Source organism: Pseudomonas sp. HMSC076A11, from assembly GCF_001810205.1.
Taxonomy (GTDB): Bacteria; Pseudomonadota; Gammaproteobacteria; order Pseudomonadales; family Pseudomonadaceae; genus Pseudomonas; species Pseudomonas aeruginosa.
This window is the reverse complement of sequence record NZ_KV800293.1, coordinates 185,008-199,794: the sequence shown is the minus strand read 5'-3', so window position 1 is coordinate 199,794 and position 14,787 is coordinate 185,008. Positions and strand designations below refer to the sequence as shown.

The 14,787-nt window shown below is 65.4% G+C and carries 15 protein-coding genes; 10 read left to right on the top strand and 5 right to left on the bottom strand.

The features are described 5' to 3' along the window. Positions 1-8 precede the first annotated feature (8 nt). The 6 genes from def (at position 9) to HMPREF2716_RS11825 (ending at position 5,247) form a co-directional block, all read left to right on the top strand. The gene (gene def, locus HMPREF2716_RS11850) at positions 9-515 is read left to right on the top strand and encodes a peptide deformylase (RefSeq protein WP_003107059.1); all 507 of its coding nucleotides are present in this window, start codon (positions 9-11) and stop codon (positions 513-515) included. 54 nt (positions 516-569) lie between these two features. Further along, complete coding sequence (fmt, locus tag HMPREF2716_RS11845) at positions 570-1,514, top strand: methionyl-tRNA formyltransferase (RefSeq protein WP_023110565.1); 945 nt, start codon at positions 570-572, stop codon at positions 1,512-1,514. Next, on the top strand, positions 1,511-2,815 hold the full coding sequence (rsmB, locus tag HMPREF2716_RS11840; RefSeq protein WP_003114643.1) for a 16S rRNA (cytosine(967)-C(5))-methyltransferase RsmB: 1,305 nt from the start codon (positions 1,511-1,513) through the stop codon (positions 2,813-2,815). The genes fmt and rsmB overlap by 4 nt, the downstream gene beginning before the upstream one ends. A gap of 27 nt (positions 2,816-2,842) precedes the next feature. After that, positions 2,843-4,216, top strand: coding sequence for a Trk system potassium transporter TrkA (trkA, locus tag HMPREF2716_RS11835; RefSeq protein ID WP_003107053.1), 1,374 nt, complete (start codon positions 2,843-2,845; stop codon positions 4,214-4,216). Between the two features lie 148 nt (positions 4,217-4,364). Then, positions 4,365-4,682 carry a tetratricopeptide repeat protein gene (locus HMPREF2716_RS11830; RefSeq protein WP_003120685.1) on the top strand — a complete coding sequence of 106 codons (318 nt, stop codon included), beginning with the start codon at positions 4,365-4,367 and terminating at the stop codon, positions 4,680-4,682. 292 nt (positions 4,683-4,974) lie between these two features. Further along, on the top strand, positions 4,975-5,247 hold the full coding sequence (locus tag HMPREF2716_RS11825) for a hypothetical protein (RefSeq protein WP_003107049.1): 273 nt from the start codon (positions 4,975-4,977) through the stop codon (positions 5,245-5,247). A 61-nt stretch (positions 5,248-5,308) separates the two neighbouring features. Here HMPREF2716_RS11825 and HMPREF2716_RS11820 read toward each other — a convergent pair whose 3' ends face one another. The 4 genes from HMPREF2716_RS11820 to HMPREF2716_RS11805 all read right to left on the bottom strand — a co-directional run bounded on the left by HMPREF2716_RS11820 (position 5,309) and on the right by HMPREF2716_RS11805 (position 8,042). After that, the gene (locus tag HMPREF2716_RS11820) at positions 5,309-5,962 is read right to left on the bottom strand and encodes a 7-cyano-7-deazaguanine/7-aminomethyl-7-deazaguanine transporter (RefSeq protein WP_003097286.1); all 654 of its coding nucleotides are present in this window, start codon (positions 5,960-5,962) and stop codon (positions 5,309-5,311) included. A 146-nt stretch (positions 5,963-6,108) separates the two neighbouring features. Next, positions 6,109-6,375 carry a PilZ domain-containing protein gene (locus tag HMPREF2716_RS11815; RefSeq protein WP_003100272.1) on the bottom strand — a complete coding sequence of 89 codons (267 nt, stop codon included), beginning with the start codon at positions 6,373-6,375 and terminating at the stop codon, positions 6,109-6,111. Between the two features lie 84 nt (positions 6,376-6,459). After that, entirely contained in the window at positions 6,460-7,347 is an 888-nt protein-coding gene (locus HMPREF2716_RS11810) for a lysophospholipid acyltransferase (protein WP_003097282.1), read from the bottom strand. Between the two features lie 143 nt (positions 7,348-7,490). After that, positions 7,491-8,042, bottom strand: a complete 552-nt coding sequence (locus HMPREF2716_RS11805; RefSeq protein ID WP_003097280.1) for a DNA-3-methyladenine glycosylase I — start codon at positions 8,040-8,042, stop codon at positions 7,491-7,493. Positions 8,043-8,146: 104 nt separating this feature from the next. Between HMPREF2716_RS11805 and glyQ the strand changes: the two genes are divergently transcribed. Both glyQ and glyS read left to right on the top strand, forming a co-directional pair. Continuing rightward, on the top strand, positions 8,147-9,094 hold the full coding sequence (gene glyQ, locus HMPREF2716_RS11800; protein ID WP_003097276.1) for a glycine--tRNA ligase subunit alpha: 948 nt from the start codon (positions 8,147-8,149) through the stop codon (positions 9,092-9,094). Next, positions 9,094-11,148, top strand: coding sequence for a glycine--tRNA ligase subunit beta (gene glyS, locus HMPREF2716_RS11795; RefSeq protein ID WP_003100271.1), 2,055 nt, complete (start codon positions 9,094-9,096; stop codon positions 11,146-11,148). The genes glyQ and glyS overlap by 1 nt, the downstream gene beginning before the upstream one ends. Before the next feature lie 56 nt (positions 11,149-11,204). Here glyS and HMPREF2716_RS11790 read toward each other — a convergent pair whose 3' ends face one another. Then, the gene (locus HMPREF2716_RS11790) at positions 11,205-12,911 is read right to left on the bottom strand and encodes a di-heme-cytochrome C peroxidase (RefSeq protein ID WP_003111371.1); all 1,707 of its coding nucleotides are present in this window, start codon (positions 12,909-12,911) and stop codon (positions 11,205-11,207) included. Positions 12,912-13,241: 330 nt separating this feature from the next. On the opposite strand from HMPREF2716_RS11790, the gene gmhB reads away from it, so the two are divergent. Next, positions 13,242-13,778, top strand: a complete 537-nt coding sequence (gmhB, locus tag HMPREF2716_RS11785) for a D-glycero-beta-D-manno-heptose 1,7-bisphosphate 7-phosphatase (protein ID WP_023086853.1) — start codon at positions 13,242-13,244, stop codon at positions 13,776-13,778. An 11-nt stretch (positions 13,779-13,789) separates the two neighbouring features. Next, complete coding sequence (locus HMPREF2716_RS11780) at positions 13,790-14,563, top strand: lysophospholipid acyltransferase family protein (protein ID WP_003100265.1); 774 nt, start codon at positions 13,790-13,792, stop codon at positions 14,561-14,563. Positions 14,564-14,787: the final 224 nt, after the last annotated feature.

The following is a 14,787-nucleotide window of genomic DNA, read 5'->3' as shown; positions in this document are numbered from 1 at the left end:
AAACGCATATGGCCATCCTGAACATTCTCGAATTCCCCGATCCGCGCCTGCGGACCATCGCCAAACCGGTGGAGGTGGTCGACGACGCGGTGCGCCAGCTGATCGACGACATGTTCGAAACCATGTACGAAGCCCCGGGCATCGGCCTCGCCGCGACCCAGGTGAACGTGCACAAGCGCATCGTGGTCATGGACCTCAGCGAAGACAAGTCCGAGCCGAGGGTATTCATCAACCCCGAGTTCGAACCGCTGACCGAGGATATGGACCAGTACCAGGAAGGCTGCCTGTCGGTACCCGGCTTCTACGAGAACGTGGACCGACCGCAGAAGGTCCGGATCAAGGCCCTCGACCGCGATGGCAACCCCTTCGAGGAAGTCGCCGAAGGCCTGCTGGCGGTATGCATCCAGCACGAATGCGACCACCTCAACGGCAAGCTGTTCGTCGACTACCTGTCCACCCTCAAGCGCGACCGCATCCGCAAGAAGCTGGAAAAGCAGCATCGACAGCAGGCGTGACCCCATCCCCCAAAGGCTTGCCCCGGCAAGCCTTTTTCTTTTAGCGAGCCCCGCATGAGCCAAGCATTGCGCATCGTCTTCGCCGGAACCCCGGAATTCGCCGCCGAGCATCTTAAGGCCCTGCTCGACACCCCACATCGGATCGTCGCAGTCTACACCCAGCCTGACCGGCCGGCCGGCCGCGGGCAGAAACTGATGCCCAGCGCGGTGAAGAGCCTGGCCCTGGAGCATGGCCTGCCGATCATGCAGCCGCAGAGCCTGCGTAATGCCGAGGCCCAGGCGGAGCTGGCGGCCCTGCGCGCGGACCTGATGGTGGTGGTCGCCTATGGCCTGATCCTGCCCCAGGCGGTACTCGATATCCCGCGCCTGGGCTGCATCAACAGCCACGCCTCGCTGCTGCCGCGCTGGCGCGGCGCCGCGCCGATCCAGCGCGCGGTGGAAGCCGGCGACGCGGAGAGCGGCGTCACCGTGATGCAGATGGAAGCAGGGCTCGACACCGGCCCGATGCTGCTCAAGGTGAGCACGCCGATTTCCGCCGCGGACACCGGCGGCAGCCTGCACGACCGGCTCGCCGCGCTCGGCCCGAAAGCGGTGGTCGAAGCCATCGCCGGCCTGGCCGCCGGCACCCTGCATGGCGAGGTCCAGGACGACGCCCTGGCCACCTACGCGCACAAGCTGAACAAGGACGAGGCACGCCTCGACTGGAGCCGTCCGGCCGTCGAACTGGAGCGCCAGGTCCGCGCCTTCACCCCCTGGCCGGTCTGCCACACCAGCCTCGCCGATGCTCCGCTGAAAGTCCTCGGCGCCAGCCTGGGGCAGGGCAGCGGGGCGCCCGGAACCATCCTTGAGGCCAGCCGCGACGGCCTGCTGGTCGCCTGCGGCGAAGGCGCCCTGCGCCTGACCCGCCTGCAATTGCCTGGCGGCAAGCCACTGGCCTTCGCCGACCTCTACAACAGCCGCCGCGAGCAATTCGCCGCCGGCCAGGTGCTCGGCCAATGAACCCGCGTCTCGCCGCCTGCCAGGCGCTGGCCGCGGTGCTCGCCGGACGCGCCTCGCTGTCTGGCGCGTTGCCGCCGCAACTGGACAAGGTCGCCCCGCGCGATCGCGGCCTGACCCAGGAGCTGGCCTTCGGCGCGGCGCGCTGGCAACCGCGCCTGCAGGCTCTGGCCGCGCGCCTGTTGCAGAAGCCGTTCAAGGCCGCCGACACCGATATCCACGCCCTGCTGCTGATCGGCCTCTACCAGTTGCTCTACACGCGGATTCCGCCGCACGCCGCGATCGGCGAGACCGTCGGCTGCGCCGACAAGCTGAAGAAGGGCTGGGCCAAGGGCGTGCTCAACGCCGTGCTGCGCCGCGCGCAGCGCGAAGGCGAGACGCTGCTGGCCGAGGTCGACCGCGATCCCTCAGCGCGCCTGGGCCATCCGCGCTGGCTGCTGAAAGCGCTCAAGCAGGCCTGGCCGGAGCAGCTCGACGCGCTCTGCGCAGCGAACAACGCACACCCGCCGATGACCTTGCGGGTCAATCGGCGCCACGGCGAGCGCGATGCCTACCTGGCCGAACTCGCCGAAGCCGGAATCAAGGCCCGCGCCTGCGACTACAGCCGCGACGGCATCCAGCTCGCCGCGCCGCGCGACGTGCGCGAACTACCGGGCTTCGCGGAGGGTCGCGTCAGCGTCCAGGACGAAGCCGCGCAACTGGCCGCCGAGCAGCTCGAAAGCGCGCCCGGCCAGCGTGTCCTCGACGCCTGCTGTGCGCCTGGCGGCAAGACCTGCCACCTGCTGGAAACCCAGCCGGAACTGGCCGAAGTGGTCGCCGTCGACCTCGAGGAGAGCCGCCTGGTAAGGGTCCGGGAAAACCTCCAGCGGCTCGGCCTGCAAGCCAGCCTGGTCGCCGCCGACGCCAGGGCCACCGGGGAGTGGTGGGACGGCAAGCCGTTCCAGCGCATCCTCCTCGACGCGCCGTGCTCGGCCACCGGGGTGATCCGCCGCCACCCGGACATCAAGCTGGCGCGCAAGCCGGAAGACATCGCCGCCCTGGCGCACCTGCAGGGTGAATTGCTCGACGCGCTGTGGCCTACCCTGGAAGTCGGTGGCGTACTGCTCTACGCCACCTGTTCGGTGATGCCGGCGGAAAACAGCGACAGCATCGCCGCCTTCCTCGCCCGCACGCCCGGCGCCCGCGAACTGGACCTTCCCGGCCCCTGGGGCATGAAACAGCCCCACGGCCGCCAGTTGCTGCCGCAGGTGGAGGGCCACGATGGGTTCTACTATGCCAAGCTGATCAAGATATCCGCCCGTTGATCGAAACCTGACGAGCCGTTTCCTGCCATGAAAATCATCATCCTCGGTGCCGGCCAGGTCGGCGGCACACTGGCCGAGCACCTGGCCAGCGAAGCCAACGACATCACCGTGGTCGACACCGACGGCGACCGCCTGCGCGACCTCGGCGACCGCCTCGACATCCGCACCGTGCAAGGCAAGGCCTCGTTCCCCACGGTGCTGCGCCAGGCCGGCGCCGACGACGCCGACATGCTGGTGGCGGTGACCAATAGCGACGAGACCAACATGGTCGCCTGCCAGGTCGCCTACACCCTGTTCAACACCCCGACCAAGATCGCCCGCGTCCGCGAGCCGGCCTACCTGACCCGTACCGGGCTGTTCGACAACGAGGCGATCCCGGTGGACGTGCTGATCAGCCCGGAGCAGGTGGTCACCAACTACATCAAGCGCCTGATCGAGCACCCCGGCGCGCTGCAAGTCATCGACTTCGCCGAGGGCAAGGCGCAGTTGGTCGGGATCAAGGCCTACTACGGCGGCCCTCTGGTAGGGCAGGAGCTGCGCCAGCTGCGCGAGCACATGCCGAACGTGGATACCCGCGTCGCCGCGATCTACCGCCGCAACCGGCCGATCATTCCCCAGGGCGACACGGTGATCGAGGCCGACGACGAAGTCTTCTTCATCGCCGCCAAGGCCCATATCCGCGCGGTAATGGGCGAGATGCGCAGGCTCGACGACAGCTACAAGCGGATCATCATCGCCGGCGGCGGCAATGTCGGCGAGCGCCTGGCCGAGGCCATCGAGAGCCGCTACCAGGTAAAGATCATCGAGCGCAGCCCGCTGCGCTGCCGGCACCTCTCGGATACCCTGGACAGCACCATCGTGCTCAACGGCAGCGCTTCCGACCGCGACCTGCTGCTGGAGGAAAACATCGGCGAGACCGACGTGTTCCTCGCCCTGACCAACGACGACGAGGCCAACATCATGTCCTCGCTGCTGGCCAAGCGGCTCGGCGCGAGCAAGGTGATGACCCTGATCAACAACCCTGCCTATGTCGACCTGGTGCAAGGCGGCGAGATCGACATCGCCATCAGCCCGCAACTGGCGACCATCGGCACCCTGCTGGCCCACGTTCGCCGCGGCGACATCGAGAGCGTACACTCGCTGCGCCGCGGCGCAGCCGAAGCGATCGAAGTGGTAGCCCATGGCGACGCCAAGTCGAGCAAGGTGATCGGTCGCTCGATCAACGAGATCAAGCTGCCGCCGGGCACCACCATCGGCGCGCTGGTGCGCGACGAGGAAGTGCTGATCGCCCATGGCGACACCCGCATCGAGAGCGGCGACCACGTGCTGCTGTTCCTGGTCGACAAGAAATACATCCGCGACGTCGAGCGACTGTTCCAGGCCGGCCTGACGTTCTTCTGAGGCACGCCATATCGCGAACGGCGATAGGGCTTCGGCCTACGAACACCAAGGGGCCGCGTGCCTCCTTCGCAACGGCCGAATCCCTCTGTTCCGTGCAAAGCCTGGCCGGAGCCGGGCACAATGGCCGACATCGTTGGAAGAGGGCAGGATGATGATCGAAGGTCTGGAAAAGATGCTGGCCAAAGGCGTGGACAATGCGCTGCTGCGCTTCGGCCTGGGCAAGGGCTACCTGGACGCGGGCGACGCCGAACGCGCGGCGGAACACCTCCAGCGCTGCGTAGAGCAGGACCCGAAGTATTCCGCCGGCTGGAAGCTGCTGGGCAAGGCGCGCCAGGCTGCCGGCGATCTCGCGGGCGCCCGGCAGGCCTGGGAGCAGGGCCTGGCAACTGCCGCGACGCATGGCGACAAGCAGGCCGAAAAGGAAATGACGGTGTTCCTGCGCAAGCTCGACAGGGCGAGAACCTGAGCGTCCGGCCGAGGCTTGCGCAGCGCGTTCTCGCCACCCGCCGGCCGGAGTTCCGGCAGACGGGTCGGGCGTGCTCATCGAGCACTGGCAGAACGGTTCGAGCACGCCCCGACGACACTTTTACAAAGACCTGTTCCACACATTCGTAGGCAACTTCTGTCAACGATGTAGCCTGCATCCCGAACGCCCAAAACCCCATTGAGCGACCGCTGCCGGCCCTCTAGCTTCGACTCATCGCTTCGGTCAAAGCCCGAACGCGACACCTGACTTCAACTACTTTTCCGGAGCCAACATGTCGAAGCAAGAGCGTTCAGTCCCGTCCTATGTCGAATACCCATACGAGCAAGCGATTCTCTACGTTCACCGGAACGCCTCCGCCAATGAGATGCTCGAATCCGTACAGGAGCGCCTCAGGGCTCTCCTCGGCCTCCTCCATGCCTTGGAAAGGATCGAAGTGCGGACAGGGCAGGGCGTTCCCATTCAGCGCGTGGCGCACATCCTGGTCACGCTCGGCGGCGATGCCCTGACGCTGCTCACGGCCGCGCACCGGGCTACCACCTCCTGAATGAAGAAGGGCGCAACGGTCACGGCCGTTGCGCCCTTCCTCCAGATTGCCTCGATAAGCCTCAAGCGTTGCTCTGCGGCCGCCCCGGCAGCATCTTCAGGATGCCGTTGAGTAGCATGCCGTAGAGCGGCACGAACAGCAGAAGGCTGATGCTCAGCTTCACTCCGTAGTCCACCGTGGCGATTTCCACCCAGTGCTGCGCCATGAACGGATTGTCGCTGCGCCAGAACGCCACGAAGAAAAAGGTGAAGGTGTCCAGCAGGTTGCCGAGGATGGTCGAGGCGACTGGCGCGGTCCACCAGTGCCGGGAACGACGGAGGCGGTCGAATACCTGGATATCGAGGATCTGTCCGAGCACATAGGCCAGGAAGCTTGCCAGGGAGATCCGGGCGACGAAGGTGTTGAACTCGAGCAGCGCAGAGAAACCACGGAACGCCGCTTCCTGGAATAACACTGAGACTACGTAGGAGGCGATCAACGCCGGGATCATGACCCGGGCGATGACCAGCCGGGCAGGGCCCTTGCCCAGCAGGCGCACGGTGAGGTCGGTAGCCAGGAAGATGAACGGAAAGCTGAAGGCGCCCCAGGTGGTGTGCCAGCCAAACAGGGTGATCGGCAACTGCACCAGGTAGTTGCTGGCGATGATGATGAAGATGTGGAAGGCGATCAGGCCGGCCAGGGTGCCGCGCCAGGCCGCCGGAGAAGAGGCTGACATGTACTGTCCTTTTTGCGCGATGGGGTGAGGGAACCCATGCCCGGCACCATGCCGAGCGGCGCGCATTCTAGCCGATAACCGGCAGCGGTTTCGCCCACTCTGTGATCAGTGGCTCATGCCTGGGGTTCCACGTGGAACACCACCGTTCAGGCTTCGCTGAGAAAGCGCAGGCCGACGCCTTCCGCATCGACTCGCACGACTTCCATCTGCAGGATCGGCGCGTCGATCGGCAAGTCCTGTACCTGGCCAGTAACGACACTGCCTGTTGGGAGCTGGGTCAGCTCCGGGTGTTTGACATAGACCCCGGTGTCGGACAGGTCGCGTGTCTGCGCCATCAGCTCGCCAAATAGCGGGTGACTGATACGGATTCGGCACTTGAGCGGGGTTCGTGGGTATTGTCGTTGATTATCCATCGAGTCCCTCGGGACCTGCGGAGGAGGCGGCAGAGCTGAGCATAGTACCCGGATATGAAAAAGGCGTCTTCCGACGCCCTTTCCTCAGTACCATTTTTTCTCGCCATCCGGGCGGTTCTTGAAGCGTTTCATGCTCCACATGTACTGGCTGGGATAGGCTCGTACATACTTCGCCAACTCGCGGCTCATGGCTGCTACAGACACTTCCAGGTCCTTGTCGTACATGTCCGCCGGAGCCGCTTCGAGGATCACCTTGTAACCGCTACCATCGGGCAGGCGCACCGCATGGAAGAACACTCCACGCGCCTTGCCGCGTGAAAGCAACTGCGGGACGAACTTGCTGATCAATGCAGTGGTGCCCAGGTAAGGCACGAAGAGCCCAGCGGTACGCGCGGGCTCGGGGTCGGCGGGAATTCCTACGCAACCGCCTTTCTTCACTTCCTTGATGACGCTGAGGATACCCTCCGGAGTGGAAGGTGCGACGCGGTTGCCCAATTGCACGCGTTGCTTCTTCAGCAATTCGTCGACTGCCTTCAGCTTGGGCGGACGATAGAAGATGATCGGCTTGGCGTAGGAACAATAGAAGTGGTTGAGTACTTCCCAGTTTCCCAGGTGACTGGTAATGCCGACCAGACCATCGCCGGAAGCCAGCGCTTCCTCCAGCACCTCCATGCCTTCGACCTCGCGGATGTATCTCAGCGACTTTTCAGGCGGCCAGATCCAGGCGCAGGCACTTTCGGTGAGGGTCCGGCCAATATCCATCAGGCTTTGTCCGACCAGCTTTTCCAGTTCGGTTTCAGACAACTCGGGGAAGCACTTGGACAGGTTGATCCGCACTACCTCGCGGGATCGATTCGGCAATTTCCACATCAGCCAGCCTATGCCGGCCCCGACGCCTTGCACGGCACGCCAGGGCAATAACGCGAACAGGCGTAGGGCCCCCACCACCAGGGCACCTTTGAATTTCTCCACGAAACACTCCTCGCTCGACTCGAACGCGCATTGTACGCCAGGAAGAAGGCGAGGGCGGCAGCCAAGGAAGCGGGGCGACCAGCTATGCTGCGCGCCGATGTTCCACGTGGAACATCCGAACGCATCCGTCAGGGAGCGCCCGGCTAGCCGACGAGTTGGGCGTAACGGTCGCAGTCCTGGGTATGGTCCATGACCATGCCGCTGGCCTGCATGAAGGCGTAGCAGATGGTCGGCCCGACGAAGTTGAAGCCGGCCTTGCGCAGCGCCTTGCTCATGGCCTCGGCTTCCGGGGTAATCGCCGGCACCTCGGCGCGACCAGCGAAATGGTTGATCTTCGGCTGGCCGCCGACGAAGGACCAGAGGAACCCAGCCGGGTCATCCAGCTCCAGCCAGGCCTGGGCGTTCTGCCGCGCAGCGTTGAGCTTGGCCCGATTGCGAATGATGCCGGGGTCGAGCATCAGTTCGTCGATCTCCGCGTCGCTCATCTGTGCCACCCGCTGCACGTCGAAGCCGAACAGCACCTCGCGGTAGCGCTCGCGCTTCTTCAGCACGGTGATCCAGGACAACCCGGCCTGGAAGCCCTCCAGCAGCAGAAGTTCGAACAGCGCGTCGGGATCGCGCTGCGGCACACCCCACTCCTCATCGTGGTAGGCCATGTAGAGGGGATCGTCGTTGCACCAGAAGCAGCGTGGCATAAGGCTTTCCGTGGTTTTCCAGGGATCGGGGGGACGGGCGAGGCGGCGCGGGAATCGGGTATACTTCCGCGTTTTGTATCGAAGCCTCAGCACAGGTGAATTTCGTGAGCCAGACTACGCCCGCCGTGCGCACCTTCCAAGACCTGATTCTCGCCCTGCAGAACTACTGGGCCGAGCAGGGCTGCGTGGTGCTGCAGCCCTACGACATGGAAGTGGGCGCCGGCACCTTCCACACCGCCACCTTCCTCCGCGCCATCGGCCCGGAGACCTGGAACGCCGCCTACGTCCAGCCGAGCCGCCGCCCCACCGACGGTCGCTACGGCGAGAACCCCAACCGCCTGCAGCACTACTACCAGTTTCAGGTGGTCCTGAAGCCGAACCCGGAGAACTTCCAGGAGCTGTACCTCGGCTCGCTGAAAGCCATCGGCATCGACCCGCTGGTCCACGACATCCGCTTCGTCGAGGACAACTGGGAGTCGCCGACCCTCGGCGCCTGGGGCCTGGGTTGGGAAATCTGGCTGAACGGCATGGAAGTCACCCAGTTCACCTACTTCCAGCAGGTCGGCGGCATCGAGTGCTATCCGGTCACCGGCGAGATCACCTACGGCCTGGAGCGCCTGGCCATGTACCTGCAGGGCGTGGACTCGGTCTACGACCTGGTCTGGACCGACGGCCCGTTCGGCAAGGTCACCTATGGCGACGTGTTCCACCAGAACGAGGTGGAGCAATCCACTTTCAACTTCGAGCACGCCAACGTGCCGAAACTGTTCGAACTGTTCGACTTCTACGAAAGCGAAGCCAACCGCCTGATCGCGCTGGAGCTGCCGTTGCCGACCTACGAGATGGTCCTCAAGGCTTCGCATACCTTCAACCTGCTGGATGCGCGGCGCGCCATCTCGGTCACCGAGCGCCAGCGCTACATCCTTCGCGTGCGTACCCTGGCCCGCGCCGTGGCGCAGAGCTACCTGCAGGCCCGCGCGCGCCTCGGCTTCCCCATGGCCACCCCCGAATTGCGTGACGAAGTACTGGCCAAGCTGAAGGAGGCCGAATGATGAGCGCCAAGGATTTCCTGGTCGAACTGGGCACCGAAGAGCTGCCGCCAAAAGCCCTCAACAGCCTCGGCGAAGCCTTCCTCAGCGGTATCGAGAAGGGCCTCAAGGCTGCCGGTCTGAGCTATGCCGCTGCGCGTTTCTATGCGGCGCCGCGCCGTCTCGCCGTGCTGGTCGAGCAACTCGCCGTGCAGCAGCCCGACCGTACCGTCAACCTAGACGGCCCGCCGCTACAGGCCGCCTTCGACGCCAGCGGTAACCCGACCCAGGCCGCCCTGGGCTTCGCCAAGAAGTGCGGCGTGGATCTGCAGCAGATCGACAAGAGCGGTCCGAAGCTGCGCTTCAGCCAGACCATCGCCGGCCAACCGGCCGCCGGCCTGCTGCCGGGCATCGTCGAGGCCTCGTTGAACGAACTGCCGATTCCCAAGCGGATGCGCTGGGCAGCTCGCCGCGAGGAGTTCGTGCGTCCGACCCAATGGCTGGTGATGCTGTTCGGCGACGACGTGGTCGAGTGCGAGATCCTCGCCCAGAAAGCCGGGCGCGAATCCCGTGGCCACCGCTTCCACAATCCGGACAATGTGCGTATTTCCAGCCCGGCAGCGTACCTGGAAGACCTGCGCGGCGCTCATGTGCTGGCCGATTTCGCCGAGCGCCGCGAGCTGATCGCCAAGCGCGTGGCCGAACTGGCCGCCGAGCAACAGGGCAGCGCCATCGTGCCGCCGAGCCTGCTCGACGAAGTGACTGCACTGGTCGAGTGGCCGGTGCCGCTGGTCTGCTCCTTCGAGGAGCGCTTCCTCGAGGTCCCGCAGGAAGCCCTGATCACCACCATGCAGGACAACCAGAAATACTTCTGCCTGCTGGACGCCAACGGCAAGCTGCTGCCGCGCTTCATCACCGTCGCCAACGTCGAGAGCAAGGCGCCGGAGAACATCGTCAGCGGTAACGAGAAGGTGGTTCGTCCGCGCCTCACCGACGCCGAGTTCTTCTTCAAGCAGGACAAGAAGCAGCCGCTCGAAAGCTTCAACGAGCGCCTGCGCAACGTAGTGTTCCAGGCCCAGCTCGGCACCGTGTTCGAGAAGGCCCAGCGCGTCTCCGGCCTGGCCGCCTACATCGCCGAACGTATAGGCGGCAATGCGCAGAACGCCGCGCGCGCCGGCATCCTGTCCAAGTGCGACCTGGCGACCGAGATGGTCGGCGAGTTCCCCGAGATGCAGGGCATCGCCGGCTACTACTACGCCACCCACGGCGGCGAAGCGGAAGACGTCGCCCTGGCCCTCAACGAGCAGTACATGCCGCGCGGCGCCGGCGCCGAGCTACCCTCGACCCTGACCGGCGCCGCCGTGGCGGTGGCCGACAAGCTCGATACCCTGGTCGGTATCTTCGGCATCGGCATGCTTCCCACCGGCAGCAAGGACCCCTACGCGCTGCGCCGCGCTGCGCTGGGCGTGCTGCGCATCCTCATCGAGAAGCAGCTCGACCTGGACCTGGTAGCCGCGGTCAACGCCGCCGTCGAGCAATACGGCGACAAGGTCAAGGCCGCCGGCCTGGCCGAGCAGGTGCTGGACTTCGTGTTCGACCGCCTGCGCGCGCGCTACGAGGACGAAGGCGTGGACGTGGCCGTGTACCAGTCGGTGCGCGCGCTCAAGCCAAGCTCGCCGCTGGACTTCGACCAGCGCGTACAGGCCGTCCAGGCCTTCCGCCAGTTGCCTGAAGCCGAGGCCCTGGCCGCGGCGAACAAACGGGTGTCGAATATTCTCGCCAAGTCCGAGGACGAGGTTCCGCCGAACGTGGATGCCAGCCTGCTGGTGGAAGCCGCCGAGAAGGCCCTGGGCAGCGCCGTGGCGAACGCCGAAAGCGAAGTCGCGCCGCTGGCAGCGGCACGCGACTATCGCGCCGCGCTGGCCCGCCTGGCGGCCTTGCGCGAGCCGGTGGATACGTTCTTCGCCGATGTGATGGTCAATGTCGACGACGCGGCGGTGCGCGCCAACCGCTATGCGCTGCTGGCCAAGCTGCGCGGGTCGTTCCTCGGGGTGGCGGACATCTCGCTGCTCGGCTGAGCCAGTCCCGCCTCGAAGAAAAGGCCCGGCGTCCTCGCGACACCGGGCCTTTTTCACTACAGGACCTTCAGATACTCCAGCAGCGCGCGCTTCTCCTCGGCCGACAGGCTGGTGCCGTACTCATGGCCGCAGCGGCTGTTGCCGGAATCACGCTGCTCGCAGCCGGTGGTCTTCAGCACATAGCTGCCGAATTGGGTCTGCTGGGCGGCGAGGCCGACCTTGTCCACGTCGTAGGCCGAGCCCACCGGGAAGGATTCCACCCGCTCCGCGGCCGGCTTCAGCAACTCTTCCAGGGTCGGCACCGAGCCGTTGTGCAGGTACGGCGCCGCCGCCCAGATCCCCTGCAGGACCCGCGACTCGTAGGGGTAGGGGTCGGCCTGGGTACGCACCGGCTTCTGGAAGGCGGTCAGCAGTTGCCGGGTTTCGTCGGTCATCACGCTTTCCGGCTTGACCGCCGCCGCCTTGGCATCGTGCTTCTCACCGAGGATCGGCACGAAGTGCTGCAGGATCGAACCGGCCACCGCTACGGCGAGTACATCGAAGGCTCCGTCGGTCGCCTTCAGCGGCTGGCCGAACGGCATCCGCGCGCCCTCCATCACGCCGGTCTGCACCTGGCCATCGAGGATGGCGTGCTGGCGGCTGTCGCTGCCGACGTCCCTCAGCGGAGTGTCCCAAAGCACCAGGTCCTTGATCCGGATGCCGTGGCACTCCACGCAGCCACCTTCGTCGGTCTTGCGGGCGAAGATCAGCGCGCCTTTCCTGGCCAGGTGCTTGTCCACCGCCCAGGGCCACTTCGGCGGGCCGATCTTCTTGATCAGGTCTTCCAGCTTGCCCAGCCCGTGGAAGTTGGCCGAGTTGATCTTCAGGTAGTCCATGCCCAGCAGGTGGAACTTGCTCTTCTGCGGGTGGAAGGTGGCGAACACCCCGTAGACCTCGCCGACATTGCGCGCCAGGCCGAGCAGGTCGTTGCCGTTGGCGGCGAAGCCGGGCCACTGGGTCTTGTTCTGCCGCGCCGCGTTCCACAGGAACGGATAGCGCACCGGCGCATCCGCCGCCTTGATGTTGTCGGGAATCAGGTAGGGCGGCGCGGTGCCGATATCCAGCCCGGTAAGGCGGTTGAAGATCATCGATACCGCGTCCAGCCGCGCCGGTCCCCAGGTGTCCTTGGGCAGCGCGCGCTCGATCAGCGTGTGATAGGGCTCGTACCATTCCTTCACCGCCGCGAGCAGAGCGTCGCGCGCACCGGGAGGCGGATTGGCCCCGAGGATCTGCTTGGCGAAGGCGTCGAAGGCGGCGTCATCGCTGGTCAGCGGTCCCACGGCCCGATCGAGGTCGGCGAGGAATGCCTGGAAGTCGACGATCGCCGGACCGCCGTCGATCCGATAGGCAGTGCCCTTCACCTCGATCTGCCGGGTATGGCAGGCCGAACAGGTCATGCCGACCATCTGCCGGGCGCCCGTGCCGGCTACGGTGAAGCCCACCGGCAGGCCTTCCGCGGGCGCCTTGGGGTTGGGCAAATAGCCGTAGCGGGCCAGGCTGTCGGCGAGGAAAGGCGTTCCATCCGGCTGTCGCAACGCCTTGAGCCAGGGCAGGGGCATCACCTGCGAGCCCTGGTCGCGGCTGTAGAAGTCCTGGCGGTGGCTTTCGGTCCATTCCTTGCCCTGGTCGAGCATGACCGGAGCGGCCGCCAGGGCGGCGGAAGAAAGAGCCAGGGAAGCGAGGGACAAGCTTGAAAGGTGCAGTGTCTTTTTCAGGCGTTTCACGGTTACCGTCCTTGGGAACGGGCAGACGCCCCGGAACTCCCCGTCGTCATGCCCGCTCCACCTGTGGTGGAAACACGGCCGGTCGGCCGTGCTGGCATGCGATAGGCGCTTACTGCATTACTCCGGTGATCCACCCGCCAAGGGGTTCGCACGTACTCCGAGACACCCACTGCTGCGTGCCAAATGACTCCCTGGCCTGGGATTGCCATTCCATTGCCATTATTGAATCTAGTACAGATTGTCCAGCGTAGGGGCTCGTCGATCCATCCGCGATGCTCCGGCTGGCTGAGGTAGAATCGATCCTTTCCGTTCATGGCCAACTGCGCATCGATGTCCCGTTCCCTGCTGATTCTCGACCGCGATGGAGTCATCAACCTCGACTCCGACGATTACATCAAGACCCTCGACGAGTGGATCCCCATCCCCAGCTCGATCGAGGCCATCGCCCGCCTGAGCAAGGCCGGCTGGACCGTCGCGGTGGCTACCAACCAGTCCGGCATCGCCCGTGGCTATTACGACCTGGCGGTGCTCGAGGCCATGCATGCGCGCTTGCGCGAACTGGTCGCGGAGCAGGGCGGCGAGGTCGGCCTCATCGTCTATTGTCCGCATGGACCGGACGACGGCTGCGAATGCCGCAAGCCGAAGCCGGGTATGCTGCGGCAGATCGGCGAGTACTACGGGGTCGATCTGTCGGGTATCTGGTTCGTCGGCGACAGCATCGGTGACCTGGAGGCGGCGCGGGCCGTCGATTGTCAGCCGGTGTTGGTAAAGACCGGAAAAGGTGTACGTACGCTGGGCAAGCCCTTGCCAGAGGGCACCCTGATATTCGACGATCTGGCGGCAGTCGCCAGCGCATTACTTCAGTAAGGTCAGAATACATGTCGACAGTGCAGGCCATCAGAACCGTCCTCTTTTACCTGCTGCTGTCCGCCAGCGCGTTCGTCTGGGGCACCCTCAGCTTCTTCATCGCGCCGATCCTGCCGTTCCGCGCCCGCTACCGCTTCGTGGTACAGAACTGGTGCCGCTTCGCGATCTGGCTGACCCGCGTGGTCGCCGGCATCCGCTACGAGGTGCGCGGACTGGAGAACATCCCGGAAAAGCCCTGCGTGATCCTCTCCAAGCACCAGAGCACCTGGGAAACCTTCTTCCTCTCCGGCTTCTTCGAGCCACTCAGCCAGGTACTAAAGCGCGAGCTGCTCTACGTGCCGTTCTTCGGCTGGGCCCTGGCCCTGCTCAAGCCCATCGCCATCGACCGCAGCCAGCCGAAGCTGGCCCTCAAGCAACTGGCCAAGCAGGGCGACGAGTGCCTGAAGAAAGGCGCCTGGGTGCTGATCTTCCCGGAAGGCACGCGTATTCCGGTGGGGCAGATGGGCAAGTTCTCCCGCGGCGGCACCGCCCTGGCGGTCAACGCCGGGCTACCGGTACTGCCGATCGCCCACAACGCCGGGCAGTATTGGCCCAAGGCCGGCTGGGCCAAGTACCCGGGCACCATCCAGGTGGTGATCGGCCCGGCGATGCACGCCGAAGGCGAAGGCCCGCGCGCCATCGCCGAGCTAAACCAGCGCGCCGAAGCCTGGGTCAGCGAGACCATGGCCGAGATCAGCCCCATCCAGCAGCGGGTCAGCCATCCGGAGCCGTCGGTGGTCTCGTGAAGGGCCGCAAAGCCCCCTGCAAGGCGCACTGTGCGCCGATTCGATAAAAGAAGCCCCGCCATAGCGGGGCTTCTTGTTTTCACGCGAGGCGCAAAGCAAGGCCGGCTGGAAACGATCGACCGAACCGACCGGCGACCGCTGCCCACAGAAGCGGTGCCACGCCGCCAGGAGGCCTGGGTCCAGGGTGCCAATGCTGGCGAGCAACCGGGGCTCGGCCACACCTT

What these genes read in the sequence shown, in the direction of transcription:
- HMPREF2716_RS11830 (WP_003120685.1), top strand. Translation starts at nt 4,365, where the DNA reads ATGATGATCGAAGGTCTGGAAAAGATGCTGGCCAAAGGCGTGGACAAT.
- rsmB (WP_003114643.1), top strand. Translation starts at nt 1,511, where the DNA reads ATGAACCCGCGTCTCGCCGCCTGCCAGGCGCTGGCCGCGGTGCTCGCC.
- HMPREF2716_RS11820 (WP_003097286.1), bottom strand. Translation starts at nt 5,962, where the DNA reads ATGTCAGCCTCTTCTCCGGCGGCCTGGCGCGGCACCCTGGCCGGCCTG.
- glyS (WP_003100271.1), top strand. Translation starts at nt 9,094, where the DNA reads ATGAGCGCCAAGGATTTCCTGGTCGAACTGGGCACCGAAGAGCTGCCG.
- trkA (WP_003107053.1), top strand. Translation starts at nt 2,843, where the DNA reads ATGAAAATCATCATCCTCGGTGCCGGCCAGGTCGGCGGCACACTGGCC.
- gmhB (WP_023086853.1), top strand. Translation starts at nt 13,242, where the DNA reads ATGTCCCGTTCCCTGCTGATTCTCGACCGCGATGGAGTCATCAACCTC.
- HMPREF2716_RS11805 (WP_003097280.1), bottom strand. Translation starts at nt 8,042, where the DNA reads ATGCCACGCTGCTTCTGGTGCAACGACGATCCCCTCTACATGGCCTAC.
- HMPREF2716_RS11780 (WP_003100265.1), top strand. Translation starts at nt 13,790, where the DNA reads ATGTCGACAGTGCAGGCCATCAGAACCGTCCTCTTTTACCTGCTGCTG.
- HMPREF2716_RS11815 (WP_003100272.1), bottom strand. Translation starts at nt 6,375, where the DNA reads ATGGATAATCAACGACAATACCCACGAACCCCGCTCAAGTGCCGAATC.
- def (WP_003107059.1), top strand. Translation starts at nt 9, where the DNA reads ATGGCCATCCTGAACATTCTCGAATTCCCCGATCCGCGCCTGCGGACC.
- fmt (WP_023110565.1), top strand. Translation starts at nt 570, where the DNA reads ATGAGCCAAGCATTGCGCATCGTCTTCGCCGGAACCCCGGAATTCGCC.
- HMPREF2716_RS11825 (WP_003107049.1), top strand. Translation starts at nt 4,975, where the DNA reads ATGTCGAAGCAAGAGCGTTCAGTCCCGTCCTATGTCGAATACCCATAC.